The following is a 26,873-nucleotide window of genomic DNA, read 5'->3' on the forward strand; positions in this document are numbered from 1 at the left end:
CGACACCCCCCCCCCCCCCTTTCCGCGGCCGCCCAAAGTTGTTAAAAAAAGACGCCCCCCTTCCTCCCCCCCCCCCCCCGCCCCGCCAGCAGGAAGAACAGCAGCATCACCGCCCCGTCGAACCAGGCATGCGCCCCGCCGATGACGGTCTCATACAGGCTCATTCCGGTGGTCAGCAGCACCCCGATGCTGATCGGCACGTCCATGTTCGTCCGCCGTTGCCGCAACGCCGCCCAGGCCGAACGGAAGAAGGGCTGCCCCGCATAGGCCACCGTCGGCAGCGCGATCAGCGCGGAAAGCCAGTGGAACATCCCCCGCGTGGCCCCCGCCGCCCCGGACCAGACCGACACGGACAGCAGCATGATGTTCATCGCCGCAAAGCCCGCCACCACCAGCGCCCGCGTCAAACGACGACTTTCCGCCGCCGCCACGTCCAGCCCCGCATCGGCCAGCGGCTCCGCCTCGAACCCCAGGGCGGCGATGGCCGCGCGCAGGTCAGGCGGGGTCAGCGCCGGATCGTGCCGGATGGCGACCCGCTTCGCCCCCATATTGACCCGCGCCGACAGGATGCCGGGCCGGCGGGGCAATCCCTCCTCGATCTTGGCGATGCAGCCCGCGCAATGGATGCCGGGGACGGCGAACAGGCTTTCGACCGCCTCCTCCGCCACGGGATCGGGGATCAGCGCTTTCGTGGCCATCAGTCGACCTCCCTCAACAGATGCTCCTCGCGCCCGGCAAGGCGCAGGTCGAAACGGATTTGCCAACGCCCCTCCGGCAAGGCCCGGTCGCTGGCATAGACGCCCGGCGCGCGCTCGCGGAAAACCAGCGGCAGGTCAGCCGCCCGCCCCAGCGGATGCTGCGCCACCGCCGTCACGACGCCCCCCGCCAGCGCCGCGCCCTTCGCATCGTTCAGCGTCAGCGCGACGCGCCGCCCCGCATCCAGCGTCACCTTGTCCCGCCACCCCAGCCGCTTCTGCGCCCGCGCCTCCGCCAGCCAGCCGTTGAACTTCTGGCTGGCGACATAGCTGTTCTCGACCACCGTCCCGCCGAAGGACCGCACCGCGACGGTCGCCATCAGCATGTTAACCGCGATCACCACGGCGAAGAAGGCGACCAATATCACCGTCATGTGCCAGCCGGTGAAGCGGCGGACGGGGGATGGTGCAGGGTTCATGTCTCAGGGCCTTTCAAATCGGGCGGGTTCGCTGGCGCTGCCGCCCTCGCGATCCAGAGCGCGCACAGTGAAACGGAAATCCTGCCGCGCCGGACCGCCGGACGGCAGCGTCAGGAAGATGCGCAGCTTCGCCACGCTGTCGGCGGGCACGGTCGTCCGCACCGTCGCGGCGGCACTCTCCCGCGACCCCGCGTCGGTCCACATCCGGCCGCCGGGCAGTCCGTCCAGACCCACCTCCATCGACCGGGGCCGCGCCTCCATATTGCGCAGCTTGACGGTATAGGCGTTGCGGATCGCGCCGTCCGACAGGCGCACGAAGATCGGATTGCGGTCCTGCTGCGCGCTGATCTCCAGCCGATCCCGCGCCCCCAGCGCGAACAGCATGGCAGCGCCGATCCCCGCCCAGACCGCGAAATAGGCAATGATGCGCGGCCGCAGCAGCGTCTTCAGCACCGGGCGCGCCGCCGCGCCCTTCTGCTCCGCCTCCGCATCGTCCTGCGTGCAATAGTCGATCAGCCCGCGTGGCCGCCCGACCTGCGCCATCACCTTGTCGCAGGCGTCGATGCACAGCGCGCAGGTGATGCAGCCAATCTGCGGCCCTTCGCGAATATCGATGCCGGTCGGGCACACCGCGACGCACTGGTTGCAGTCGATGCAGTCGCCAAATTCACCCGGATGCGCCTCCGCCTTCTTCAGGCTGCCGCGCTTCTCCCCGCGCCAATGCTTGTAGGTGACGATCAGCGACTTTTCGTCCAGCATCGCGGTCTGGATGCGCGGCCAGGGGCACATGTAAATGCACACCTGCTCCCGCATGAACCCGCCCAGCACGAAGGTGGTCGCCGTCAGCACGAAAGTCGTCGCATAGGCTTGCCACGCGGCGGTCCCGCTCCAAAACTCCCTTTGCAACGTCGGGGCGTCCGCGAAATAGAATATCCACGCGCCCCCCGTGACAAAGGCGATCCCCAGCCAGACCGACCATTTGAAGAGCCGCCGGACGATCTTCGCCGCGCCCCATGGCGCCTTGGCCAGCCGCAACTGCGCATTGCGGTCGCCGTCCACGAACCGCTCGACATGCTGGTAGAGGTCGGTCCACACCGTCTGCGGGCAGGCATAGCCGCACCAGGCCCGCCCCACCGCCGAGGTGACGAGGAACAGCCCGACCCCCGCCATGATCAGCAGGCCCGCGACATAATAAAATTCCTGCGGCCATATCTCGATGGAGAACATGTAGAAGCGCCGATGGGCGAGGTCGACCAGCACCGCCTGATCCGGCGCATAAGGCCCCCGGTCCCAGCGCAACCAGGGCGTGCCCCAGTAAATGGCCAGCGTCACCGCCATGATCGCCCATTTCAGGCGACGGTAGAAGCCATCCACCGCCTTGGGATAGACCCCCTTGCGCTTCTCATAGAGCGAGGCGGAATCCGACATCAGCACCCCCTATTCCTCCCCATGCCTGCATGGGGAGGATTTGGCGAACGTCACCGCCCCCCATTGCCCTCACCCCCGCCAAGGCTATGCACATAGGCCGCCAGCATTCGGATGGTCGCCTTGTCCAGCTTGTCGTCCCAGCGCGGCATCACGCCATGGCGGCTGTTCCACACGGTCTCACGGATCGTCCCAACATCCCCGCCATAAAGCCAGATCGCATCGGTCAGATCGGGCGCTCCGAGTTCCCGGCTCCCCTTGCCCGCAGCCCCATGGCAAACCGCGCAATTGTCGGCAAAGACCCGCTCGCCCCGCCGCGAAGCCGCGCTCGCCCGGTCTTGCCCGCTGATCGCCCGAACATGCGCCACCACATCGTCCACCTGCGCCGCCGTCAGCAACTGATCCTTGCCGAAGGCGGGCATCAGCGACTGGCGCGTCGCATCATGGTCCGGATTGCGGATGCCGTCAGTGATCGTCTTCTCGATCGCCGCCAGATCGCCGCCCCACAACCAGTCGTCGTCATTCAGGTTCGGATAGCCCTTCGACCCCGCCGCCCCCGACCCATGGCACTGGACGCAATGCACCCGGAAAGCGGCGCGCCCGCCCTCGACCGCCTGCTGCATCAGTTCCGGCCGCCCCGGCAGCGCCGCGACCGGCGTCTCCGCAATAGCCTTCCGGATCGGCGCGATCTGCCTTTCCCGCGCCGCCAGTTCCTTGTCCAGCGCCCCCCGGCTCGACCAGCCGAGCATGCCGCCGGTCGCCCGGTCGATCATCGGGATGGCCGGATAGGCGATCACATAACCGACCGAAAACAGGATCGTCGCATAGAAGGTCCACAGCCACCAGCGCGGCAGCGGCGTGTCCAGTTCCTGGATGCCGTCCCATTCATGATGCTTGATCTCCGTCCCGGTGGCGGGATCGATGCGCTTGTCGTCAGCCATGATCGGCTTCCTCTTGTTCGAAAATGGCGAGCGCGGCCTCGGCGCTGCGCTCGCGGCCCCTGGGCAGGAAGTGCCAGCCGATGAGCACGACATAGAGCACCCCCATGAACACCAGCCCCCAGCTATCGGCGAAATGCCGCAAGGCGTCGTAGCTCATCGCCCGACCTCCTGCGGTTTCGCGCTGTCCACATCGACCAGCGTGCCCAGCATCTGGAGATAGGCGACCAGCGCATCCATCTCGGTCAGCCTGCCCGGATCGCCGTCGAAATCGCGGGCCTGCGCCTTGGGATAGCGTTTCAGCAGACCGCTGCTGTCCGCATCCGGATCGGCCTGCGCCTTCAGGTCGTCATTGGCGCTGGCGATATCCTCCTTCGCATAAGGCACGCCGACATCGTTCAGCGCCGTCAGATCCCGGCGCATGTCGCCCGCCTTCAACTCGCGCTCCGCCAGGAAGGCGTAACCGGGCATGATCGATTCCGGCACCACGGCGCGGGGGTCTTTCAGATGCTGGACATGCCACTCATCCGAATAGCGCCCGCCCACCCGCGCCAAGTCCGGCCCGGTCCGCTTCGACCCCCATTGGAAGGGGTGGTCGTACAAGCTCTCGGCGGCCAGACTATAATGGCCATAGCGTTCCGTCTCGTCCCGGAAGGGCCGGATCATCTGGCTATGACAATTATAGCAACCCTCGCGGATATAGATATTCCGCCCCGCCAGCTCCAGCGGCGTATAGGGCCGCACGCCCTCCACCTTCTCGATAGTGTTGTCGATCCAGAAGAGCGGCGCGATCTCCACGATGCCGCCGATGGCGACGACGATCAGCGACGCGATGCCCAGCAGCGAAACATTCCGCTCCAGCCTGCCATGGTCGAAGAACTTGCCCTTGGTCTTGGTTTCCATGTCCGGATACTCCTTCAGGCAGGCTGCGCGACGATTGGCCGGTCGGCCTCGGCATCATAGGCGGCGTCGTTCATCGGCTTCTCAACCCGCAGCGGACTGCCCGCGATGGTCCTGCCGATGTTCCAGGCCATGACGATCGCGCCGCTAAGGTACAGAAGGCCCCCGGCCGCCCGGATCAGATACATGGGGAACATGGCGCTCACGACTTCGGAAAAGGCGTAGACCAGATAACCGTCGCTGCCATATTCGCGCCACATCAGCCCCTGCATGATGCCCGCGACCCACATCGACGCGGCGTAGAGAACGATGCCCACCGTCGCCAGCCAGAAGTGCCAGTTCACCAGCCGAAGACTGTACAGCCGCTCCCGCTTCCACAGTCGTGGCGTCAGATAATAAAGACAGGCGAAAGTAATCAGCCCGTTCCACCCCAGCGCGCCGCTATGCACATGACCGATGGTCCAGTCGGTATAGTGGCTAAGACTGTTGACCGCCTTCACCGACATCATCGGCCCTTCGAAGGTGCTCATGCCGTAGAAGGCCAACGCCATCACCATCATGCGGATGATCGGATCGGTGCGGATGCGGTCCCACGCGCCGTTCAGCGTCATCAACCCGTTGATCATCCCGCCCCAGCTCGGCATCCACAGCATGACCGAAAAGACCATGCCCAAGGTCTGCGCCCAGTCGGGCAGCGCGGTATAATGAAGATGGTGCGGCCCCGCCCAGATATAGAGGAAGATCAGCGACCAGAAGTGGATGATGGAAAGCCTGTAACTATAGACCGGCCGCTCCGCCTGCTTGGGCACGAAATAATACATCATGGCCAGGAAGCCGGCGGTCAGGAAGAAACCGACCGCATTATGCCCGTACCACCACTGCGTCAGCGCATCCTGCACGCCCGCGAAAGCACTGTAACTCTTCGACCCCAGCCAGCTCACCGGCATGGAAAGATTGTTGACGATATGCAGCATCGCAATCGTCAGGATGAAACTCAGGTAGAACCAGTTCGCGACATAGATATGCGGCTCGCTGCGGCGCAGGATGGTGCCGCCGAACACGACCAGATAGGCGACCCAGACGATGGTCAGCCACAGGTCGACATACCATTCCGGCTCGGCATATTCCTTGCCCTCGGTAATCCCCAGCAGATAGCCGGTCGCCGCCAGCACGATGAATAGCTGATATCCCCAGAAGACGAACCGCGCCAACGCCGGAAAGGCCAGCCGCGCCCGGCACGTGCGCTGCACCACGTAAAAGCTGGTGGCGATCAGCGCGTTACCGCCGAAGGCGAAGATGACGGCGGAGGTATGCAACGGCCGCAGCCGCCCGAAGCTGGTATATTCGATCCCCAGATTGAGCGCCGGAAAGGCCAGTTGCAACGCGATGTACAACCCCGCCAGAAAGCCCGCCAACCCCCAGAAGACCGTCGCGATCACGCCCCAGCGGATCGGATCGTCGTCATATTTCCCCTGGGCTTCGGGCATCTTCAACAACCCGCGAGTGATCGCCTGATAATCGGCATGCCGCATCGTCAGCACGGCGACCGCGAGCGCGGCGGCGCACACGATCCCCATATGCACGGCAAAGCCGAAGTCCGCCGCCGCCAACGCCGCCAGAAAGGCCAGCGTCGCGAGCGCGAACCAGCCGCCCGTCTTCCACACCAGTTGGTCCATAGGATTTCCCCGTCAAAGGCTTCGCGGCGTCCTTCGTCCGGGAGCCGCCCTTATGCATTGACCTCTGTCAAAGCCGGAGGCGCAGGTATGTACGGGAATGTCCGTATCGGCCTGGAAAGCGGACCTATCCTATTCCTCCCCATCGAAAGATGGGGAGGGGGACCGCCGCCGAAGGCGGTGGTGGAGGGGAAGATTCGGAGGTCGTGCCCCCTTCCCCTCCACCAGCCTACGGCTGGTCCCCCTCCCCATGCTTCGCATAGGGAGGATTTAATGTTCCCCCTCAGCCATCCCCTCCAGCCGCTCTTCATCCACAACACGCACGCCCCGCCGCCCGGCCAGCGCAATCACGCCCATCCGCTTCAAATCGCCGATCTGCCGCGACACCGTCTCTATGGTCAGCCCCAGCACGTCCGCGATCTGCTGCCGCGACAGGGGCAGTTCGATCACCCCGTCCCGGTCCGCCCGCAACCGCCGCCGCATGTCCAGCAGCAGGGTCGCGACCTTCTCCCGCGCATTCTTCCGCCCCAGCAGCAGCATCCACGCCCGCGTCCGGTCCAGATCGTCCAGCGTCCGTTGCAGCAATCGATGTTCCAGCGCCGGATGCTCCCGCGCAAAGCCGTCGAACGCCCCACGCGGATAGAGGCACAGCCGTGCATCGGTCAGCGCCGTGACGCTGTGCGGCGTCCGCGCTCCAAAGGGCCGGCCGATGAAATCCGATGCATAGACGACGCCGACGATCTGCTCGCGCCCGTCGCCGGTGGAGGTGGACAGCTTCAGCGTCCCCTCGATCACATTGGCGACCAGCGTCGAACTGTCGCCTTCCCACATCACGGTCTGCCCGGCCTGCAACGACACGCGCCGCCCGATCCGGTTCAGCGCCCCGCGCTGCTTTTCGTCGAGATCGGCGCAGATCGCCTGATCGCGCACCTCGCACCGGTCGCAATATTGCCCGCCGCAGCCCCTGGACGGCACCGCCGCCATGACGAAGGCCGCATCCTCCTGCGCCCTTTGCGCCAGATCAAATCGCATATCCATGCGCCGATCCATGCCGCCCCGGCACGCCGCGACCTATCCGTAATTGTCCCTAGGGTGTTGGGAAGGCGAACCTCTCCTATTCCTCCCCATCGAAAGATGGGGAGGGGGACCGCCGCTGAAAGCGGTGGTGGAGGGGAAGATACGCAGGTCACGCCATTTCCCCTCCACCAGCCTTCGGCCGGTCCCCCTCCCCACGCTTCGCGTAGGGAGGATTTCGTCATCCCATCAAAACTTCATCCCCACGCCCACACCAAAAACGAAGGGATCCAGCTCCATCTTCACCCTCTGCACGCCCGCACCGGCGGTCGACAGCCGCGCCGTCGTATCGATGTCGATATATTTAACGTCCAGATTCAAAAACATCCGCTCGTTAAGGTCGATATCGACCCCCACCTGCCCCGCCCAGCCGAAACTGTCGGACATATGCACCCTGGTCGCGCCCACCGCGCCCTCCAGCGCGCCCGAAGCCTTCTCATTATAGAAGAGCGTATAATTCACCCCCGCCCCGACATAGGGCCTGATCTTCCCTTCCGGCAGGAAATGATATTGCGCCGTCAGCGTCGGCGGCAGCACCCAGGTGGAGGCCAGCCGACCGATCCCCCCGGTCGTGCCCGTCCGCCCGCTCGCGCTATGCTTGGTGGTCGCGGCGATCAGTTCGAAACCGATATGGTCGGTCGCCATATAGGTGACGTCCACTTCCGGCATCACGCTGTTGTCGACCTTCACCTTCTCGCCCGGAAAGGCGGGCAGCACGCTCCCGCTCTTCTCGTTGGGCGCGACCATGATGCCGCGCAGCCGCACCAGCACATCGCCCTGCGCCGCCTGAGCAGGCCCGGCCAGCAGCGCGCAACCGGCGGCCGCGCCCAGCAGGATCGTCTTGACGCTCATATCCTTGAAACTCCATCCCTGTTGTCGATGGAGTCTCTTCTGCCGCGCCACGACGCCCCCGGCATTGATCCCGCGCAACCGGCAATTTGACCTGCCTCAACGCAGGCCCTTCCACTATTTCCCCGCGCTGGACTGGTCGCGGCCCGCCGCTTCATAATCCACGCCAAGCTGCTTCAGATAGCTGTCATAGGCCTTGGGATTATAATAATAGCGCTGCATCGTCGGGCGCATCTGCGCCATGATGCGGGCGTTGCGGTCGATGGCGGGCATGTCAGTCGGGGCGATCAGCGGATCATATTTCTGATCCTTCAACTGCACGTCCTTCATCCACGCCTTGGCGTCTGTGATCAGTTGCGGGGTGGTGACCAGATCCAGGATCGTCATCGCCACCGCCTTGGCGCCGACCAGCGTGCCCTTGTGCGCGATCGGCGTGGCCATCGCCATGCCCGCGGTGGCATGGTGGAAGATCACGTTGGGGATGTTCGCCGGATAGCCGATGGTGACGGTCGGCACCGTCCACATCACGTCGCCGATATCGTCCGATCCGCCCATGCTGGCCCCGCCGCGCAGTTCCGGCGTGGAAAGCGGGCCGACCTTGGCGGCCAGCGGCTCCACCTTCAGATGGTTCTTCACCTGCACCGCCCTGGCGAAGGCCTGGTCGGCCGCCGACCATTGCGGCATGCCCACCGTCTCTATATTGGCGTAGAGCGCCTCGGCCAGCGGCTTGTTGCCGACATTGGGCGCGGCGAAGCCCAGCACCTTGCGGCTGACCGTGGTACCCGTCGCCATCGCCGCCGCCTCCGATATCTGGTTGCCGATCTCATAGAGGTTGCGCAGCGACGCGAAGTCCTTCTCGCGGAAATAATACCAACTGCTGGCGCGGTCCGGAACGACGTTGGGCTGGCCCCCGCCATTGGTGATGACATTGTGCGAACGCTGCGTCGGCGGCAGATGCTCCCGCCGGAAATTCCACATGACGTCCATCAGCTCGGCGGCGTCCAGCGCGCTGCGCCCTTCCCATGGCTTCCCAGCGGCATGGGCGGTCCTGCCCTTCCACTCATATTCGACGGAGATCATGCCGGTCAGGCCCAGATCGCCCCAACCGGTGCTGAAACTGGTATAGACATGCGCGAAGATCGACGCATCGACATCCTTGAACATGCCCGCCCGCACATAATAGGCCTTCGACCCCAGCAGTTCCTCCGCCACGCCCGGCCACAGCATCAACCGGCCCTTCAGCCCATGCTTGATCATCACCTGCTTGGCCGCCAGCGCGGCGGCGACCATCAGCGGCATGCCCGAATTATGGCCCTCGCCATGGCCGGGCGCATCCTCGGTCAGCGGCTTCATCTCCGCGACGCCGGGCATCTGCGACACGCCCAGCAGCCCGTCGATATCGCTGCCCAGCGCTATCTTCGGCCCCTCCGTGCCCCAGGTCGCGGTGAAGGCGGTGGGAATGCCCGCCACGCCGCGCTCCACCTTGAACCCGTTCTTCTCCAATATGCCGGTCAGATATTCGCTGGTCTTCACTTCCTGGAAGCCGGGTTCGGCGAAGGAATAGATTTGGTCCACCATGACCTGGATCTGCTTGCGCTGCGCCTCGACCGCGACGGCGACCTCATCCTTCAACGCCTGCGGAGCCTGCGCATGGGCGGGCGCACCCGCGAGCGCCGTTGTGGCAAGAGCGGCGGCAAGGGCGACGGGCTTGAAGATCTTCATGAACCGATATCCTTTTAAACGCGATCCTGGCGGAGACGCCGCGATGTTGAAGCTGATGGGATCGGGATCATGGAAAGCGCATGCGGACGGCACGGTCGGGGAAAGCCCGCACGGACGCCTGCACGATCAATCGGGAAGCTGATGCCGTCATCTACGATTTCCCGATATAGCGAACGGCCTGACCACGCAAGCGCAAGTGAGGGGAACGTCCGGCAAGAAAAACCCGTCTGGTGGAGAAGAAAATTCAGACCGATCCGGCCAAAACATATTCCCGCGGCACGCCGAATATACCCCAATCAGGGGATGCGGACCAACAGCGGGTTGAACTAGATCGCCTCGATATTCTTCTGGAGGGGGTTTGCCATGATCGGCCGGAATAACATGCGTTCGTCTATTCGTCTCGGACTGGCGGTCGGCGTCAGCATGTTCGCGCTGGGGACGGACAGCGCGCTGGCGCAATTTTCGCCCGTCTGCCCGGACGGCAGCGCAGGCCCGCTCTGCATCATCGGCAATACGGGTTCGACCGGACCGATCGTCGGGACGCTGGGCACCGCCATCGTCGTCAACAACAGCGGCACGATTTCCGGCAGCCCGGCCATCACGGCGGGCCAGGCGGTCGTGCTGTCGGTGAACAACGCCAGCGGCGGCACGATTGGCGGCTCCATCATCTCGCCCGCCCGGACCGGCATTCCCCTGCTCGGCTTCAACGTGACCAACGCCGGGACCATCGACGGCGACGTCTCCTTTGTCGAACCGACCCCGACATCTCCGCAATTTCCCCTGCCGGGCGGGATTTATTATTATCTCTCCGACGGCGGCACGCTGAACGGCAACCTGCAACTGGGAACGGCTTTCAGCACCGCCAACTTCATCCAGCGCGGCGCGGACGACGGCGTGACGGGAACGATCTCGGCAGGCGCGGGCATCGACATCTACACGCGCAGCTATTCGCAGACGCAATCGCTGGAACTGGGCGCGCGCGCCCTGCCCGCGACGTTCGAGGTGGAGGGGTTCGAGGTGCGCGGCAGCGCCACCACCGTGACGCTGACCGGCCAGGGGACGACGATCAGCCTGATGGGCGACGGCCATGTCGTGAACAACGGCACGATCAACCTGCTCAACACCGCCGGTCTCTATCCGCAGGGCGTGAACGTCGTGCCTGCCGCGATCACTTATTATCAAAGGCAGTTCACGACGTTCCAGCGCGCCTTCGTGCCGCCCGGCACCGTCCCGCTCTACACGCCCACCTATGGCGACGCGCTGGCCAGCTTCGTCAACGAAGGCACGATCAACGGCGACATCCGGATCGCCACAGCATCCTTCGTCAACAATGACGAGATCAACCTCAACACCAACGGCCTGGGTTCGGTCATCACCACGTCGGCGGGCGACGCCTTCGTCTTCGCGAACAGCGGAACGATCGACATGACGTATAACGGCCTGCGGTCCCCGACGATCAATATCGAACGCGAATTCGACGACGACGTGAACGCGGCCATCCGCATCCGCCAGGCGCTGGAGACCACGACGCTGGCGGGCGCGACGATCGGCAACAGCGGCCGCATCGTGGGCGGGCTGGCCGCCAATGTCGCGGCCGACAGCTTCTCCTTCACCAACAGCGGCCTGATCGCGGGCATCGACGACGGCGGCCATTTCCAGCGCGGACTGACGTTGAAGCTGGGTGAACTGGACCTTGTGCTGCCCAACGCCAATGATGAATTCAACGCGGACGATGCGACGATCGTCAACACCGCCGACGGCGAGATTCGCGACGGCTTCTACGCGGGCGTCGCGTCCCGGAACCTGCGGTTCGAAAATCACGGCAGGATCGCCGCCTCCGCGCGGGAGGGCGGCACTGCCCTCCTGATCGAGACCGGGCTGTTGCAGGATGACGGGCCGGGCGACGACGACGTCATCGACATCCCTGCCGAAAACTTCGCCTTCACGAACAGCGGGACCATCGACGGCGCGGTGGAGATCGACATCGGCAACCGGGTGGCGACCTTCGTCAACAGCGGCACCGTGACCCGGACGAAACTGGCCATCGACCAGAACAACCGTCCGCTGTTCGGCGGCGTCGCCGCCTTCGACATGGAATCGGAAACGGACGTCAGCCACAGCATCGCCTTCAACAACAGCGGCAGCATCGTCGGGCAGGATCGCGGCGGCTCCGGCCTGCTGATGGAGGTCGAGGCGGGCGACGGCGACGAACCGGGCACCCCGACGGCGGATTCGACGATCACCCTGGTCAACAGCGGCACGATCAAGGCGACCGGCGGCGCGACCGTGGCGATCCTCAACCCCAACACCCAGCAGCTTGTCATCAACCAGATCGCGGCGGTCGGCATCGACCAGGAAAGCAGCGGCGCGGGCGTGGTCACCATCGAAAACCGCGAAGGCGGACTGATAGAGGTGTCGGGCACGCCGACCCTGCTCGTCCCGACGCCGCCGGTGGGCGACTTTGTCTACAGCCCCGTCCCCAACGGCGTGAACGGCGCAATGGCGACCGCCATCGGCGTGGCGGGCAAGACGGTGAACATCGTCAATGCGGGCATCATCCGGGGCGGCGCGGGCAGCGACTATTCGGCGGGCGGCGACTTCATCATCGACAATGCGCTGGGCCAGCCCAACCGCTATCTGGCGGGCGCGATCCACACCAGCGGCGACCAGCTTGACGACGACAGCGGCTTCCTGCCCTCGACCGACCATGTGACGAACGCCGCGACTGGCGTCATCATCGGCTCCATCGACCTCAACGCAGGCGACGACCGCATCGACAATGGCGGGCAGATCAGCGGCGACATCTACATGCGCGAGGGCGACGACATCATCGTCAACGCGGGCGTCATCACCGGCACGGTGCGGATGGGCGAGGGCAATGACAGCTTCATCCACCTGCTCGCCTCGGCCGTGATGAACGGAACGGTGGACGGCGGCGCGGGCGATGACACGCTGTCCTTCGACATCACCGGCACCACCTATACCGGCTCCATCGACCCGGCGCTGCGCCAGTTGTTCACCGGCTTCGAGGTGGAAAAGATCATCGGCACCGGCCAGGTCGTCGTCCAGCAGACGGTGGAGGTCGCCAGCGGCGGCCCGCTCAACCTGACCGAGGGGTCCAGCATCGTCGTCGCCCCCGGCGAAACGGCGATCAGCGGCGGCGAGGCCAGCGTCAGCGTGGCGAACAGCGGCGTGGTGGTCGGCAATGTCGACCTGGGCGGCGGCGACAATGTGCTGACCAACACGGCGGGCGGCTCCATCACCGGCAATATCGTCACCGGCGACGGCGCGAACATCATCAGCAACCAGGGCGGAACGATCACCGGCAACGTCACCGCGGGCAGCGGCACTGACAGCCTGGTCAACAGCGGCGCCATATCCGGCGACGTCGACCTGGGCGGGGGCGCGGACATGCTGACCATCGGCACCGGCGGCAGCTTCGGCGGCACGGTCGCCGCGGGCGACGGAACCGACGTGCTGGCGTTCAACACCGGCAGCACCTATGCCGAACAGACGACGATAGACGGTTCCAGCTTCACCGGTTTCGAACAGGTCACCAACAGCGCCGGCGTGAACGGCTTCACCGGCAATCTGAACGTGGAGACCGTGAACGTCACCGGCGGCCGCCTGATCGGCCAGGCCGGATCGACCCTTACCGGCACCGTCGAGGTCGCCAGCGGCGGCACGTTCGGCACGGCGGGCGCGGTCAACGGCGACGTCACCATCGGAACGGGCGCCAATCTCTCGCCGGGCGCGTCGCCGGGCATCATGACGATCAACGGCAATCTGACCATCGCCAACGGCACGACCACGACCTTCGAATTCGTGCCGGTGGGCCAGAGCGACCAGATCGTCGTCAATGGCGGTTCGGTGACGATCGGCGACAATACGACCGTCAACCTGACCGGATCGCTGACGCCGGGCGCCTCCCGCGACCTGATCGTGGTCAATGGCGGCGGCACGATCACCGGCGATTTCGACATCGTCAACCGCGATCCCGGCATTGTCGGCGTGCTGCGCAACAACGGCGCGACGCTGCAACTGCTGGGCACCTTCGTCGCGCCCGCCGTCGTCACCGTCCAGGCGGACGCCGCGATCGACTATGTCAACGGCCTGCTGGTCGCCGGAACCGCCAGCGCTCCGCTCATCAACGCCGTTCCCCTGCTGCTCAGCGGCGGCACCGCCAATGCGGCGGCGTTCGGGCAGTTGACGCCGGAGGCTTATGCCAGCGCGTCGCAGCTTGGCGTGGAACAGGGGCTGGCCCTTGCCAGGGCCGGGCGCGCAGGCCTGGCCGCGACCACCCGCGAGACGGCGGGCATCTTCAGCTTCGCGCAGGGTCTGGGCGGCTGGCGCACGCTGAAGGGCAATGCGGCCATCGGCACCGCCACGGCGAAGAGCCACAGCTACGGCGTCGTGGGCGGCATCGGCTTCGGCAACGCCAACAGCTCCATCGGCGCCTTCATCGGCTATGTCGACAGCCGCCAGACCCTCCTCGGCCGTGGGGCGCGCACCAATTCCGACGGCGTGGTCGCGGGCCTGTCGGGCCATTTCCAGAGCGGCGGGTTCGAGGGGACCGCAACCATCGCCTATGACTGGAGCGAGGCCAGCACGCGCCGCGCCGTGCCCGGCGCCGCGACCGCCCTGTCGGGCGACTATCGCCTGCGCAGCCTCGTGCTGGACGGCACGCTGGGCTACAGCTTCCCCATGGGCGGCTGGGCCGTCCAGCCTGAAGTCGGCGTGACCCATGTCGCCACGCGCCGGGGGGCGACGACGGAAACCGGCAGCGCCGCCTTCGCGCTGGCGGTCGACCGGGCAAAGACCAGCGCGACCTTCATCGACGGCGGCATCAGGCTGAAGGACTCCGGCGATGGCACGGGCTTCCATCCCTGGGCGTCGCTGGGCGTGCGCCACCAGTTGGACGGCGAACGCTCCGCCGCCCGCGCCGGCTTCGTCGGCAACGCGGCGCGGTTCACGGTGCTGGGCGCTGGCCGCAAGGAAGTGATGGCCACCGCCGGGGCCGGGGCCAGCTACGACCTTGGCACGGGCCTCAGCCTCTACGGCGCCTATCAAGGCGAATTTGGCGGCGGCCGCAGCCATAACGTCAACGTAGGCGTCCGCTTCGCCTTCTGATCGGGAGGGGGCCTTCTGTTCGAGAGGGGGGCCTCTCGTCGGTCGGGCTGCCGGTCACAGAACCGGCAGCCCGCCAACAAATAGCGGACCTCAATTCCTCCCTACGCGAAGCGTGGGGAGGGGGACCGCCGCCGAAGGCGGTGGTGGAGGGGAAGATTCGGAGGTCGTGCCCCTTTCCCTCCACCAGCCTTCGGCCGTCGAAGAGAGTCACCTGCCTCTCTTCGACCCTCCCATCCCCCGATGGGGAGTAATAGGATAGCAACCAAATCACTCAGCCCGGCGTGTCTTGCATTTATCCAAGCGGCCTCATCGCCTTTCAGGCCGCGATTCCCACAACCAGCCTGAAATGCGCGCCCCGTTCCGACGGCACCAGATAAAGCTCGCCATGATAGGCGCCCAGCAGCGACCGGGCGATGGCCAGGCCCAGCCCCGTCCCGCCCTCTTCCCTCCTGCTGGTGAAGAACAGGTCGAAGACGCGCTGCCGGTCGCCGGGCGGGATGCCGGGGCCGTCATCGGCGCAGTCAATCCATGCCGCGTCGTCCCGCACCGTCACGCCGATGTCCAGCCGCGACGCCCCCGCCTGCCGCGCATTTTCCGCCAGCGTGGTCAGCACCGCCTCCAGCGCGCCCGCATCCACGGCCAGCGGCGGCAGCGCGTCCGGCACGTGCAGGCCGATGGCGAAGCCCTCGCCCGACAGCGCGTCCGCCACCGCCGCCAGCACCGGCGCGGCGTCCATGCGGGCGCCGCTCTCGCCCACCAGAACGTCGGCGCGGGCCAGCTCCATCAGCCGCTGGACAAGGCGCGTCAGCCGCCGGGCATCCGCCGCCATGTTGGTCAGGAACCGCTGCCGGTCGGCGGGGGCCATGTCGGCCCCATGATCCTGCAACAATTCGATCGCCCCGGAAATCCCGGCTAGCGGCGTCTTGAATTCATGACTGACGGCGGAGGCGAAATCGCGCAGATAGCGGGACCGCTTCCCGATGCTCTCGGCCATCTGCTCGAAATCCCGGTAGAGCGCCTGGATCTCGACCACCTGCAAGGACGGGCGGCGCGGCGTGACCCGGCGGCCCAGCGCCAGTTCCCGCGTGGCGCGGCTCAGGCTTTCGATGGGGCGGACGATGGCGCGGGACAATATGGCCGACAGCAACAGCAGCATCAGGAAGATCGCCACCACCCCCAGCGCGATCTTTCCCCGGTCCTCATACAGGCCCAGGAACAGCGCGCGCGGCGACCGCGACACCAGCAGCGCGCCGACCACCTGACCATCGACGCTGATCGGCCGCGCATGGTGCAGGCGGATGCCCGCCGCCCGGCTCAGCCATTCCAGCGGATAATGGGCGGTCACGCCCTGATTTTCCCGCAGCACCGTCACCGCCCTGCCCGCCAGCGCCGCCCTGATCTCCGGCAGCGCGGCCAGGCTCCGTCCCCCTTCCCGGCCGTTCAGCACCACCCCGCGCCGGTCGATCATCAGGATGGACGACAGGGTCGTGACCTTCGTCTCGGCAAAGGCGGGCACCATCCGCCGGGCGATTTCCACGGCGGCGGCGTCCGGCCGGTCCCGCGTCGCCACGGCGCGGGGGCGCGGCGGCAGGATGGGGGATGAACGCAGGTCCACCGCCGTCATCCGGTCATGATAGCGCATCGGCGCGGCGGACGGGGCGGGACGGGCGGCCATGCCCCTGCCCACCACCGCCGCGCCCGCCGCCAGCGCCGCGCCCTGCGCCACCAGTTCCGCCTCGGTCCGCCGCACCAGCGCATTTTCATAGACCCGCAGGAAGATCGCCCCGAACCCCGGCAGCGCCGCCACGAACAACAGGGTGCACAGCAGGATCGTGCGCAACCGCAGCACCGGCCAATGCCGGGCGATCCGCGCTTTCAGCCCCGCCGTCATGCAGGCGGCGCCGTCCCGCTGCATCCGCCCAGCCGATAGCCTATGCCCGGCCGCGTCTCTATGATGTCGAAGCCGCCGACATCCGCGAATTTGCGCCGCAGGTTGCGGATATGGCTGTCCACCGTCCGGTCGGTCAGCGCAAAGCCCGGCCCCCGGAACCGGTCGATGATCTGGTCGCGGGAAAAGATGCGCGACGGCATGGCCAGCAGGGTGCGCAATATGGTGAATTCCGTCACCGTCAGGCTGACCTCCGCCGCGCCCCAATGCGCGGACCAGCTTTCCGTGTCCAGCGACAGGCGGCCGTGCCGGATCGCGCCGATCGCCTCCACCGCCGGGGGCCGGGCGGATGCGCGGCGCAGGATCGCCATGGACCGCGCCACCACCTCCCGCGGGGAAAAGGGCTTCACCACATAATCGTCGCCGCCCAATTCTATGCCCAGCACCCGGTCGATCTCGTCATCGCGGGACGACAGGAAGAAGATCGGCACGTCATTATGCGCGCGCAGCCTGCGGCAGACCTCCAGCCCGTCCATGCGTGGCATGTTGATATCCAGGATGACAAGGTCCGGCGCATGCCGCTCCACCTCCGCCAGCGCCGCCTCCCCGTCGGCCGCCTCGATCGTCTCCAGCCCCGCCTTGCCGAAGGCGAAGACGAGCAGTTGGCGGATATGGGGATCGTCGTCAACGATCAGGATCGTGCTGGGCATGGGGCATAGGATCATTTCCCCCGCTCCCCTGTCAACGCGGGAAGCGCCTTGGCAGGCGGCACGAGTGGCGGCGGCGGCGGCGGCAGGGGCCTGCCCGCGCAATCCCTCGCCCCCAGTTTCAGCGCGGCAGGCGCGGCGTCGGCCCGCATCGCCCGCGCCCGGTCCAGCCGCCTCTGCCCCAGCCAGGTCCAGCGCCGGTCCAGTTCCGCCTCCAGCCCGGCATGAATCCGCAGCCTCACCGCCTGCACCCGCTCCCGGAATTCGGGCTGCAAGCCGGGCCGCCGCTCCAGCGACAGCAGGGGCAGCAGCGCCGAATCCCCCAATTCGTCCAGATAGCAGAGGTCCAGCGCGACGCCCCGCCCGCCTGCCTCCCGCGCATGGCGCACATTCCATTGCGCCGCCATCGCCCCCGTATCGACGAAGCAGAGGACCGTCAGCACCAGCCCCGCCGCCGCCAGATTGACGTTGATCAGCCACGCCGCGCTCCGCTCGCGCAGCAGCCGCCAGCAGATCGCCGCCAGCCCGAATCCGACCAGCGCCATCCAGATCAGCGCCGCGATCCGCAACCGGGTGAGCGAATAGGCGTCGATATAATCCGCCGTCCGCAGCATGGAGGAAGCGACGAGGAAGACATTCTGGCCGATCCACAGCATCACCAGCCTGCGGATCGACCCCGTCCGGGCCGTTTCCGATCCGGGCCGCAGCGTCACCAGCACGAACAGCGCCGCCAGCAGGGCAGTCGCGATCAGCGGATAGGCGCCCCGATGGGCATAGTCCGCCATGGTCATGCCCTGCGGCATCGGCGCCCAGCCCCAGAGCCACGCGACATCCATCATATTCTGAAGCGCGAAGATCAGGTTGAAGACGATCAGCGACAGCGTGACCGAAGCCACCGACACGCCGGGCAGCGCCCAGTCGCCCCGCCCGCTGAAACCCGGCAGCAGCATTCGCGCCAGACGCGGCCGCAACAGGCCCCAGATCATCGCGAACAACAGCGCCCAGAAGGCCAGCCGCGCCATCAGTTCAGGCGACAGGTCCGGCAGCAGCAGCGAGGAGAAAAACCGCTCGATCAGCGGATTGGCCGCCGAAAACAGCGTCAATATCACCACGCTCCCCGCCACCGGCAGGGCCAGCGTGCCCAGCGCCGCATGCAGGCTCCAGCGCCCGGCCCGCCCCGCCGCGCGCAGCTTCAACAGGCGCTTCAGGTCGATCAGCGGCCCGAACGGCGCCCGCAGGCCCAGCCAGACCAGCCGCTGAAACCAGCGCCACCCATCGTCGAAGCGCGCCGTCGCCGGTATCAGCGCGGCCACGCCCGCCGCCGTCCAGAACAGCAGCCACGCCAGCAGGCTGGCGTCGTAGAGCAGGGCGAGCGCGAACAGCGCCGCCGCCGCCATCCCCGCCCAGGCCCGCCGGTCGCGCCGCAACACGGGCCGCCCCGCCGCCAGCGCCAGCAGCACAATCAGCGCGAACAGCCCCAGATAGCCACCATGAAGATGCCGTTGGTAGAACAGCCAGTCTCCGGCCGCGACGACCGTCAGCGCGGGCGCCAGCTTCCACCGGAAGCGCGCCGCAAGGGGCAAGGCAGAGGAACGCATGATCTATCTCCCTGAGATGTCAGGGCAGAATGCCTTTTCCCCAAGCAGATCGATGGGCCGCGCCGGTCGATAATCGGCGCAGATTCAGTGCAGAAAATATGCAGGCCGCGCAGACAAATTTGGTTCGGGAAATGTCCAATAACGGACATCAATTCCTCCCTACGCGCAGCGTGGGGAGGGGGACCGCTCGCGAAGCGAGTGGTGGAGGGGAAATGGCGTGACCTGCGTATCTTCCCCTCCACCAGCCTTCGGCCGGTCCCCCTCCCCATCTAACGATGGGGAGGAATAGGATAGGTCCGCTTTCCACCCAAAATCCCCCCGTCCGGCGAGGCCATCGATCCGTTCGCGCCCTAAATATCGCGGGAGATGATTTCCTTCATGATCTCCGACGTGCCGCCATAGATGCGCTGCACGCGCGCGTCGCGCCACAGCCGCGCGATCGCATATTCGTTCATATATCCCGCGCCGCCATGAAGCTGGAGCGCCTTGTCGCACACCTCGAAATTCAGCTCGCTGTGGAACAGCTTGGCGGCCGACGCCTCGGCTGCGGTCAGTTCGCCGCGCAGGTGGCGCGAAAGCGCCCAGTCCAGATGCGCCCAACCCACCTGCAACCGCGTCGCCAGTTCGGCCAGGGTGAAGCGCGTATTCTGGAAATCGAACACCGTCCGGCCGAATGCCTTGCGGTCCTTGGTATAGGCGACCGCCTCGTCGAATGCCCGCTGCGCGCCCGCCTGCGCGGAAATGGCGATGCTCAGCCGCTCCTGCGGCAACTGGGTCATCAGATAGGTGAAGCCCTTGCCTTCCTGTCCCAGCAGGTTGGACACGGGAACGCGCACGTCGCTGAAGAAGAGTTCGGACGTGTCGGCTGCCCGCTGCCCGATCTTGTCCAGATTGCGCCCGCGCTTGAAACCCTCCCGCGTGGCCTCCACCAGGATCAGCGAGACGCCCTTAGCCCCGGCATCCGCGTCGGTCTTGGCGACGACGATGATCAGGTCGGCATTCTGCCCGCTGCTGATGAAGGTCTTGGACCCGTTGATGACATATTCGTCGCCGTCCCGGCGCGCCGTGGCCTTCACGCCCTGCAGGTCGGACCCGGCGCCCGGCTCCGTCATGGCGATCGCCGTGATGACCTCGCCCGATATCATCTTGGGAAGCCAGAACTGCTTCTGCTCCTCCGAACCATAGTGCAATATATATTCGGCGGTGATGTCCGACTGCAGCCCCAGGCCCAAGGTGGCGCCCAGATAGGCCAGTTCCTCGTCGATCACGGCATTATAGCCGTAATCCAGGCCCAGGCCGCCATATTGCTCCGGCAATGTCGGGCACAACAGTCCCGCCGCCCCGCATGCGCGCCACAGGTCACGGTCGACGATGCCTTCCTCTTCCCAGCGGTCGAGATGGGGGACGACTTCGCGTTCGGCGAATTTCCGCACCTGATCGCGAAACAGGTCATGATCCTGGTTGTAGGCGGTACGTTTGGACAGGTTCAGCACAATATTCTCCAGCTCCGCTTCGCGTCAGACGCGCCGTTTCACCGGTTCATGCCGTTAATTAGTCAAATAATCAATCACCAATCGGCCAGAGGCTGTCAGCCAGGCCGCACCAGCAGCCCCTCCGTGATCACCCGGTACAGATGCTCCACGAACCTCTGCCTTAGCTGATCGGTGATCTCATGGACGCCGAACACATGCAGCAGTTGATGCTTGCTGTAGAAAAGATGGTCGCAGGAACCGACCAGTTGAAAATAGAATAGCATCGGGTTCACGGGACGAAAAACCCCGGCCTCGACGCCCTGCTCCAAAATCCGGCGCTGCGCTTCGGCGACCGGCTTGCTGAATTCTTCCGCTATCAACTGACCATATTTTTCCGAATCCTCCGCCAGCAACTGGTGCATCAGGCGATTGATATAGGGAAATTGATAATAGCTCTTCACCATTCCGCTGATATGAATGCGCAGCTTCTGTTCCGGCGGGATGTTCATATCCGGCAACGACTTCAGTTGCGCGATGCCGGTCCCCATGACCTTGCGCAGCAGCGCGACCATCAAACCGGCCTTGTTGCCGAAATAATATTTGACCAGCGCTGAATTGAGCCCGCTCTTCGCGGCAATATCGCTCAAGGACACGTCGGTCGACCGGCGTTCCGTCATCAATTCGCCCGCCGCGATCAGCAATTGATCGCGCGTCCCGACATCAGAACCCGCCGATTGCGCCTGCCGATCTTTCAACGAATTTCCCCGCATGTTCGCTGCCAAGCCAACTCCATAGCCGCCCCGCCTTGCTTAGCCAATCCCATCGTCGGAATTCAGCCGGCGGCTTTTCCGCACCGAACAGCGTCGGCCGCAAAGGGCGCGAATGATTTTCATTGATTGATTGATTACTAACGGCGCGATTGCTAGAAACAGGCGCGGACCGCGACGTCCGAAAGCCGCCCGAACGAAGCGGCAGCGGGTTTTCCCGCTCCAAGGGAAGGATTGGAATGACGATTTCACATGCCCCCGCCAGCGCCGCGCAAGCGCCGTCCGACATCGCCGCGCTGATCACCGATTCCCGCAGCTTCGCCCATCCGGAAAAGGTGCATGGCGCCTTCGCCTGGCTGCGCGCCAACCAGCCCGTCTCCAGGGCGGTCACGCCCAATTTCGACCCCTTCTGGGTGGTGACCAAGCATCAGGACATACTCGACATCGAACGCCAGTCCGACATCTTCCACAATGGCGACCGTTCGACCGTCCTGATCCCGCAGGATCTGCTGCGCGGCATAGAACAGACGATGCATTCGCCCCACCTCACCCGGTCGATCGTCAACATGGACGACCGCGAACATCGCCTCTACCGCTCCCTGACCCAAAGCTGGTTCATGCCCGGCAATGTCAAGAAATTGTCCGACCGTATCCGCTCCATCGCCCGGTCGCATATCGACCGCATGATCGCGCGCGGCGGCACATGCGATTTCGTGTCGGACGTGGCGCTCCATTTCCCCCTGCATGTGGTCATGGAGATATTGGGCGTGCCCGAAGAGGATGAGGGCCGCATGCTGGTGCTTACCCAGCAATTGTTCGGCGCCCGCGATCCGGACCTCGGCCGGAAGCCGGACGCGACGACCGATTCCGTCTCCGACCTCAGCATGCTGGAGGCGGTGCTGGGCGATTTTCACAGCTATTTCGCGAAGCTGACCGCGGACCGGCGGGAAAATCCCCGCGACGACGTCGCCACCGTGATCGCCAACGCCCTGATCGACGGGAAGCCCATCGCCGAGCATGAAGCCAATGGCTATTATGTGCTGATCGCGACTGCGGGCCACGACACCACCTCCGCCTCCACCGCGGGCGCAATCTGGGCGCTGGCGGAGCGTCCCGACCTGCTGCGGCAGGTCCAGGCCGACCCCTCGCTCATCACCGGACTGGTCGAGGAAGCGATCCGCTGGACCACCCCCGTCAAGCATTTCATGCGCACGGCGACGCAGGATTATGAATTGCGGGGCCAGCAGATCAAGGCGGGCGACTGGCTGTTGCTCTCCTTTCTGTCGGCCAATCGCGATGAAGAGGTGTTCGACGATCCCCACGACTTCCGCGTGGACCGCCCGCTCAACCGGCAGGTCGCCTTCGGCTATGGCGCGCACGCGTGTCTGGGCCAGCATCTCGCCAAGCTGGAGATGCGCATCCTGCTCGAAGAATTGCTGCCGCGCATCCGGTCGATCGAACTGAACGGCACGCCCGAATGGACCCAGTCCATATTTGTCAGCGGCCCAAAACATCTGCCGATCCGGTTCGAAGCCGCCTGAATCGCCAGACGGTTGCATGGAGTTGGTCAATTAATTAAGGGGCGCGGGTCAGGACATGGTGCAAGGAAACACAGAATGAGTGAAGCGGGTTCTTATGTCATCGAAGAAGGCGGCATCGGCGTAATCACGGTCGACAATCCGCCGGTGAACGCCCTGGGCATCAAGACCCGCCTGGCCATTGCGGAAGGTTTCGAAAGGTTCGGCGGCGACGACGCGGTGAAGGCGATCGTCCTGATATGCGGCGGCCGCACCTTCTTCGCCGGGGCCGACATTTCCGAATTCGGCCGTCCGCCCCAGTCGCCCGTCCTGCACGAAGTGATGCGCATCATAGAGGATAGCAGCAAGCCGGTGGTGGCGGCCATTCACGGCACCGCACTGGGCGGCGGCTATGAATTGTCGCTGGTCTGCCATTATCGCATCGCCGTGCCCTCGGCCATGGTCGGCCTGCCCGAAGTCAATCTGGGCCTGCTCCCCGGCGCGGGCGGGACGCAGCGCCTGCCGCGCATCGTCGGCGTGGAGGCCGCGCTGGACATCATCACCGGCGGCAAGCCGATCAAGGCCAAGCAGGCCCTGCACCTCGGCATGATCGACGCGCTGGCGGAAGAGGGCAAGCTGCGGGAGGACGCCATCGCCTTCGCCCGCCGTATCCTGGCGGAGGGCAAGCCGCTGCTGCGCGTGCGCGACCGCAATGAAAAGCTGGAAGGCGCGAAGGGCAATCCCGGCCTGTTCGACGATTATCTGAAGAAGAATGCGCGCGCGTTCCGCGGGTTCAAGGCGCCGACGAACATCGTGCGCGCCATCCAGGCCGCTGTCGACACCGCGCCCGATTTCGAAGCGGGCAGCAAGCGCGAGACCGAATTGTTCCGCGAACTGGAACCCAGCACCGAATCCCAGGCGCAGCGCTATTATTTCTTCGCCGAACGCGAAACCGCCAAGATTCCCGACATCGGCAAGGATGTGCCGACCCTGCCGATCCAGACGGTCGGCGTGATCGGCGCGGGCACGATGGGCGGCGGCATCGCCATGAATTTCCTGAACATCGGCGTGCCGGTGACGCTGGTGGAAATGAGCCAGGAGGCGCTGGACCGGGGCATCGCCGTCATCCGCCGCAACTATGAAGGCGCCGCGAAGAAGGGCCGCCTCACCCAGGATCAGGTGGAACAGCGCATGGCGCTGATCGCCCCCGCCATCGGGCTGGAGGCGCTGTCGCAGGCCGATCTGGTCATCGAAGCCGTGTTCGAGGAGATGGGCGTCAAGAAGGACGTCTTCGCGAAGCTGGACGGCATCTGCAAGCAGGGCGCGATCCTGGCGTCCAACACCTCCTTCCTCGACGTGGACGAAATCGCCGCCGCCACCGGCCGCCCGGAATGGGTGGTCGGCCTGCACTTCTTCTCGCCCGCCAATGTGATGCGCCTGCTGGAAGTGGTGCGCGGCGCCAAGACGTCGAAGGAAGTCGTCGCCACCGCCATGGCTCTGGGCAAGAAGATCGGCAAGGTTCCGGTGCTCAGCCGCGTCTGCTTCGGCTTCATCGCCAACCGCATCATGGCCAAGCGCTCGGCGGAGGCCAGCGCCATCATCCTGGAAGGCCCCAGCCCGCAGCAGGTCGACAAGGCGCTCTACGACTATGGCTTCGCCATGGGCCCGTTCCAGATGAACGATCTGGTCGGACTGGACGTGATCGGGCGCGGCAGCACGGAACGCTCCGTCGCGGGCGATCTGGTGAAGCTGGACCGGCTCGGCCAGAAGAAGAATGGCGGCTATTACGACTATGACGAGAACCGCAAGGCCACCCCGTCGCCCGTCGCGGCCCAGGTGATCGCCGACTTCGCCCAATTCAAGGGCGTGCAGAATAAGGGACCGCAGAGCGACGCCGACATCGTGGCGCGGCTGCTCTACCCGGTCGTGAACGAAGGCGCCAAATTGCTGGAGGAAGGCATCGCCCTTCGCGCTTCCGACATCGATGTGGCGGCGATCCTGGGCTATAACTGGCCCGTCTACACCGGCGGCCCGATGTTCTGGGGCGACACGATCGGCCTGCCGAAGATCGTGGAGGGATTGAAGGCCCTGGGCATCGAACCCTCCAAACTGCTGCTGGAAAAGGCCGCCGCCGGGAGCACCTTCACGAGAAGCTGATACAAAAATTCCTCCCCATGCTTGCATGGGGAGGGGGACCGCTCGCGAAGCGAGGGGTGGAGGGGAATTGCGGAGGTCGCGCCCCATTCCCCTCCGTCGACGCTACGCGCCGCCCCCTCCCCATCTCCCGATGGGGAGGAAAAGGACAGGTCCGCTCTCTACCTAGCGCTAAGCGCGCCCCGGCACCGTCAAGGCATCGGCGGAAGCATCCCCCAGCACCGACCCCCCATCGCAATCGATGATCGCGCCGGTAATATATTTCGCATTGTCGCTGCACAGGAACAGCGCCAGATCGGCAATATCCCGCTTCGTGCCATAATCGCGCAGCGCGATGCGTCCCTTCAGCGCCGCCGTCGCCTCGTCGGACGGGGCCAGCCTCGCCATCCCCTCCGTATCGCCGATCGGCCCCGGCGCGATCGCATTGACGCGGATGCCCGCCGGACCCCATTCCATGGCCAACGTCTGCGTCAGATTGTTGATCCCCGCCTTGGCCGCCCCGGCATGGGCCTGGAACATCATCGGGCGCACCGCCTGCCCCGCCGTGATCGAGATGATGGACGCGCCGGGCTTGCGGATATGGTCGTAACAGGCGCGCAGCACGTTGAACGTGCCCAGCAGGTCGATGTCGATCACCGTCTTGAACGCATTGGCCGACATGCCGACCACCGGGGACAGGAAATTGCCCGCCGCCCCCGATATGACGATGTCGATCTCGCCATACGCGTCCTTCACGCTGGCGAGCGCCGCATCCACCGCCGCATAGTCGCGCACGTCCGCCTCGATCCCCATCGCCACGCCCCCGGCGTCGACGATGGTGGCGGCCGCCGCCGATATCCGCTCCTGCTTGCGGCTGATCAGCCCCACCCTGGCGCCGAACTCCGCGAAACGCTGCGCGATGCCCAGGTTGATCCCGCTCGACCCGCCAGCCACGAACACCGTCTTGCCGGCGAAAATTCGTTCCTTGAAGATATCCATCGCAACGCCCTCAATGATAATCCGGCTCTTCCCACCAGGGGAAGTAATCCGGCATGTCCGCCGAAACCCTGTCCGGAAAGTCGGGGGGCCGCTTTTCCAGGAAAGCCGTCACGCCTTCCGCCACATCCCGGCTGCGGCCCCGCGACAATATGCCCCGGCTGTCGATCCGGTGCGCCTGCATGGGGTCGGTCATGCCCGCGCCGCGCCACATCATCTGGCGGATCAGCGCGACGGAGACAGGCGACGTATTCTCTGCGATTTCCCTGGCCAGCGCATAGGCGGCGGGCAGCAATTCGTCCGCGGGCAGCACCGTCTTCACCAGTCCGCCGTCCTTCGCCTCCGCCGCCGAAAAGACCCGGCCGCTGAAGCACCATTCCAGCGCCTGCGCCATGCCCACCAGACGCGGCAGGAAAAAGGAGGATGCCCCCTCCGGCACGATGCCCCGGCGGGCGAAGACGAAGCCGATCCGCGCATTCTCGCTCGCCAGGCGGATGTCCATGGGCAGCGTCATCGTCGCCCCGATCCCCACCGCAGGCCCGTTGATGGCGGCGATGACGGGTTTCAGGCAGCGGTGGATGCGCAACGTCAACAGCCCGCCGCTGTCCCGCGCGCTCTGCTTCGAATAGTCCAGGCTGCCGTCGGCGCGCACCGGCGAATCCTCCGCCTTCGCCAGGTCGAAGGTGGACGTGCCCCCCTCCAGGTCCGCCCCCGCGCAAAAGGCGCGCCCCGCGCCGGTGACGACGACCGCCCGGACATCGTCGTCCGCGTCGATCCGGTCGAACGCGTCGATCATCTCTTCCATCATCTTCCGGGTATAGGCGTTCAGCCGGTCGGGCCGGTTCAGCGTCAGCGTGGCGACCCGGTCCGCCACGGCATAGTCGATCGTCTCGTAACTCATCCCGTCTTC

General features: G+C 65.7%; 20 protein-coding genes and 1 pseudogene. 4 read left to right on the top strand and 17 right to left on the bottom strand.

The features are described 5' to 3' along the window. Window positions 1-77: 77 nt before the first annotated feature. The 10 genes and pseudogenes from BV95_RS15145 to BV95_RS15190 all read right to left on the bottom strand — a co-directional run. Window positions 78-698 (bottom strand): annotated as a pseudogene (locus BV95_RS15145) (heavy-metal-associated domain-containing protein); the annotation flags it as partial. Further along, a complete protein-coding gene (locus tag BV95_RS15150) occupies window positions 698-1,174 on the bottom strand; it encodes a FixH family protein (RefSeq protein WP_037453656.1) in 477 nt (158 codons plus the stop codon). The pseudogene BV95_RS15145 and the gene BV95_RS15150, both read right to left, overlap by 1 nt. 3 nt (window positions 1,175-1,177) lie before the next feature. Then, the gene (ccoG, locus tag BV95_RS15155) at window positions 1,178-2,608 is read right to left on the bottom strand and encodes a cytochrome c oxidase accessory protein CcoG (RefSeq protein ID WP_037453657.1); all 1,431 of its coding nucleotides are present in this window, start codon (window positions 2,606-2,608) and stop codon (window positions 1,178-1,180) included. Window positions 2,609-2,652: 44 nt separating this feature from the next. Beyond that, window positions 2,653-3,540, bottom strand: a complete 888-nt coding sequence (gene ccoP, locus BV95_RS15160) for a cytochrome-c oxidase, cbb3-type subunit III (protein ID WP_037453659.1) — start codon at window positions 3,538-3,540, stop codon at window positions 2,653-2,655. Then, a complete protein-coding gene (locus BV95_RS15165) occupies window positions 3,533-3,697 on the bottom strand; it encodes a cbb3-type cytochrome c oxidase subunit 3 (RefSeq protein WP_037453663.1) in 165 nt (54 codons plus the stop codon). Before BV95_RS15165 ends, ccoP begins: the two co-directional genes overlap by 8 nt. Continuing rightward, entirely contained in the window at window positions 3,694-4,440 is a 747-nt protein-coding gene (gene ccoO / locus BV95_RS15170) for a cytochrome-c oxidase, cbb3-type subunit II (RefSeq protein WP_037453667.1), read from the bottom strand. Before ccoO ends, BV95_RS15165 begins: the two co-directional genes overlap by 4 nt. 14 nt (window positions 4,441-4,454) lie before the next feature. Further along, entirely contained in the window at window positions 4,455-6,113 is a 1,659-nt protein-coding gene (gene ccoN / locus BV95_RS15175) for a cytochrome-c oxidase, cbb3-type subunit I (protein ID WP_037453670.1), read from the bottom strand. 267 nt (window positions 6,114-6,380) lie between these two features. Next, window positions 6,381-7,148: a Crp/Fnr family transcriptional regulator gene (locus tag BV95_RS15180; protein WP_037453748.1), complete on the bottom strand. Its 768-nt coding sequence runs from the start codon at window positions 7,146-7,148 to the stop codon at window positions 6,381-6,383. A gap of 225 nt (window positions 7,149-7,373) precedes the next feature. Then, the gene (locus BV95_RS15185; protein ID WP_037453674.1) at window positions 7,374-8,036 is read right to left on the bottom strand and encodes an OmpW/AlkL family protein; all 663 of its coding nucleotides are present in this window, start codon (window positions 8,034-8,036) and stop codon (window positions 7,374-7,376) included. A gap of 114 nt (window positions 8,037-8,150) precedes the next feature. After that, on the bottom strand, window positions 8,151-9,755 hold the full coding sequence (locus BV95_RS15190; RefSeq protein WP_037453676.1) for an amidohydrolase: 1,605 nt from the start codon (window positions 9,753-9,755) through the stop codon (window positions 8,151-8,153). Here BV95_RS15190 and BV95_RS23815 point away from each other — a divergent pair. After that, window positions 9,742-9,897 carry a hypothetical protein gene (locus BV95_RS23815; RefSeq protein WP_156028674.1) on the top strand — a complete coding sequence of 52 codons (156 nt, stop codon included), beginning with the start codon at window positions 9,742-9,744 and terminating at the stop codon, window positions 9,895-9,897. The genes BV95_RS15190 and BV95_RS23815 overlap by 14 nt on opposite strands. Window positions 9,898-10,118: 221 nt before the next feature. Further along, the gene (locus BV95_RS15195; protein WP_037453680.1) at window positions 10,119-14,885 is read left to right on the top strand and encodes an autotransporter domain-containing protein; all 4,767 of its coding nucleotides are present in this window, start codon (window positions 10,119-10,121) and stop codon (window positions 14,883-14,885) included. Window positions 14,886-15,201: 316 nt separating this feature from the next. Here BV95_RS15195 and BV95_RS15200 read toward each other — a convergent pair whose 3' ends face one another. The 5 genes from BV95_RS15200 to BV95_RS15220 all read right to left on the bottom strand — a co-directional run bounded on the left by BV95_RS15200 (window position 15,202) and on the right by BV95_RS15220 (window position 21,305). Further along, window positions 15,202-16,800, bottom strand: a complete 1,599-nt coding sequence (locus tag BV95_RS15200; RefSeq protein WP_037453683.1) for a sensor histidine kinase — start codon at window positions 16,798-16,800, stop codon at window positions 15,202-15,204. Beyond that, window positions 16,773-17,483 (bottom strand): response regulator transcription factor, encoded by a 711-nt coding sequence (locus tag BV95_RS15205; RefSeq protein ID WP_051749807.1) that lies wholly within the window; start codon window positions 17,481-17,483, stop codon window positions 16,773-16,775. The genes BV95_RS15200 and BV95_RS15205 overlap by 28 nt, the downstream gene beginning before the upstream one ends. A gap of 11 nt (window positions 17,484-17,494) precedes the next feature. Then, window positions 17,495-19,078 (bottom strand): DUF4153 domain-containing protein, encoded by a 1,584-nt coding sequence (locus tag BV95_RS15210; protein WP_037453689.1) that lies wholly within the window; start codon window positions 19,076-19,078, stop codon window positions 17,495-17,497. Window positions 19,079-19,428: 350 nt separating this feature from the next. Then, the gene (locus BV95_RS15215) at window positions 19,429-20,571 is read right to left on the bottom strand and encodes an acyl-CoA dehydrogenase family protein (RefSeq protein ID WP_156028676.1); all 1,143 of its coding nucleotides are present in this window, start codon (window positions 20,569-20,571) and stop codon (window positions 19,429-19,431) included. A gap of 95 nt (window positions 20,572-20,666) precedes the next feature. Then, window positions 20,667-21,305 carry a TetR family transcriptional regulator gene (locus BV95_RS15220; RefSeq protein ID WP_037453695.1) on the bottom strand — a complete coding sequence of 213 codons (639 nt, stop codon included), beginning with the start codon at window positions 21,303-21,305 and terminating at the stop codon, window positions 20,667-20,669. A 251-nt stretch (window positions 21,306-21,556) separates the two neighbouring features. Here BV95_RS15220 and BV95_RS15225 point away from each other — a divergent pair, with 251 nt between their 5' ends. Then, window positions 21,557-22,858 (top strand): cytochrome P450, encoded by a 1,302-nt coding sequence (locus BV95_RS15225; RefSeq protein ID WP_037453698.1) that lies wholly within the window; start codon window positions 21,557-21,559, stop codon window positions 22,856-22,858. 75 nt (window positions 22,859-22,933) lie between these two features. Further along, entirely contained in the window at window positions 22,934-24,991 is a 2,058-nt protein-coding gene (locus tag BV95_RS15230) for a 3-hydroxyacyl-CoA dehydrogenase NAD-binding domain-containing protein (RefSeq protein ID WP_037453701.1), read from the top strand. A gap of 168 nt (window positions 24,992-25,159) precedes the next feature. On the opposite strand, the gene BV95_RS15235 is transcribed toward BV95_RS15230, so the two are convergent. After that, window positions 25,160-25,966, bottom strand: coding sequence for an SDR family oxidoreductase (locus BV95_RS15235; protein WP_037453704.1), 807 nt, complete (start codon window positions 25,964-25,966; stop codon window positions 25,160-25,162). A 10-nt stretch (window positions 25,967-25,976) separates the two neighbouring features. Beyond that, a complete protein-coding gene (locus BV95_RS15240) occupies window positions 25,977-26,864 on the bottom strand; it encodes a crotonase/enoyl-CoA hydratase family protein (protein ID WP_037453707.1) in 888 nt (295 codons plus the stop codon). Between the last annotated feature and the right edge of the window lie 9 nt (window positions 26,865-26,873).

The sequence above is a fragment of the Sphingobium chlorophenolicum genome, from assembly GCF_000722875.1.
Classification (GTDB): Bacteria; Pseudomonadota; Alphaproteobacteria; order Sphingomonadales; family Sphingomonadaceae; genus Sphingobium; species Sphingobium chlorophenolicum.

Excerpts from the sequence above, each read along its gene's own strand:
- BV95_RS15150 (WP_037453656.1), bottom strand. The coding sequence starts at position 1,174 with ATGAACCCTGCACCATCCCCCGTCCGCCGCTTCACCGGCTGGCACATG.
- ccoP (WP_037453659.1), bottom strand. The coding sequence starts at position 3,540 with ATGGCTGACGACAAGCGCATCGATCCCGCCACCGGGACGGAGATCAAG.
- BV95_RS15165 (WP_037453663.1), bottom strand. The coding sequence starts at position 3,697 with ATGAGCTACGACGCCTTGCGGCATTTCGCCGATAGCTGGGGGCTGGTG.
- ccoO (WP_037453667.1), bottom strand. The coding sequence starts at position 4,440 with ATGGAAACCAAGACCAAGGGCAAGTTCTTCGACCATGGCAGGCTGGAG.
- ccoN (WP_037453670.1), bottom strand. The coding sequence starts at position 6,113 with ATGGACCAACTGGTGTGGAAGACGGGCGGCTGGTTCGCGCTCGCGACG.
- BV95_RS15180 (WP_037453748.1), bottom strand. The coding sequence starts at position 7,148 with ATGGATATGCGATTTGATCTGGCGCAAAGGGCGCAGGAGGATGCGGCC.
- BV95_RS15185 (WP_037453674.1), bottom strand. The coding sequence starts at position 8,036 with ATGAGCGTCAAGACGATCCTGCTGGGCGCGGCCGCCGGTTGCGCGCTG.
- BV95_RS15190 (WP_037453676.1), bottom strand. The coding sequence starts at position 9,755 with ATGAAGATCTTCAAGCCCGTCGCCCTTGCCGCCGCTCTTGCCACAACG.
- BV95_RS15195 (WP_037453680.1), top strand. The coding sequence starts at position 10,119 with ATGATCGGCCGGAATAACATGCGTTCGTCTATTCGTCTCGGACTGGCG.
- BV95_RS15200 (WP_037453683.1), bottom strand. The coding sequence starts at position 16,800 with ATGCAGCGGGACGGCGCCGCCTGCATGACGGCGGGGCTGAAAGCGCGG.
- BV95_RS15205 (WP_051749807.1), bottom strand. The coding sequence starts at position 17,483 with ATGCCCAGCACGATCCTGATCGTTGACGACGATCCCCATATCCGCCAA.
- BV95_RS15210 (WP_037453689.1), bottom strand. The coding sequence starts at position 19,078 with ATGCGTTCCTCTGCCTTGCCCCTTGCGGCGCGCTTCCGGTGGAAGCTG.
- BV95_RS15225 (WP_037453698.1), top strand. The coding sequence starts at position 21,557 with ATGACGATTTCACATGCCCCCGCCAGCGCCGCGCAAGCGCCGTCCGAC.
- BV95_RS15230 (WP_037453701.1), top strand. The coding sequence starts at position 22,934 with ATGAGTGAAGCGGGTTCTTATGTCATCGAAGAAGGCGGCATCGGCGTA.
- BV95_RS15235 (WP_037453704.1), bottom strand. The coding sequence starts at position 25,966 with ATGGATATCTTCAAGGAACGAATTTTCGCCGGCAAGACGGTGTTCGTG.
- BV95_RS15240 (WP_037453707.1), bottom strand. The coding sequence starts at position 26,864 with ATGAGTTACGAGACGATCGACTATGCCGTGGCGGACCGGGTCGCCACG.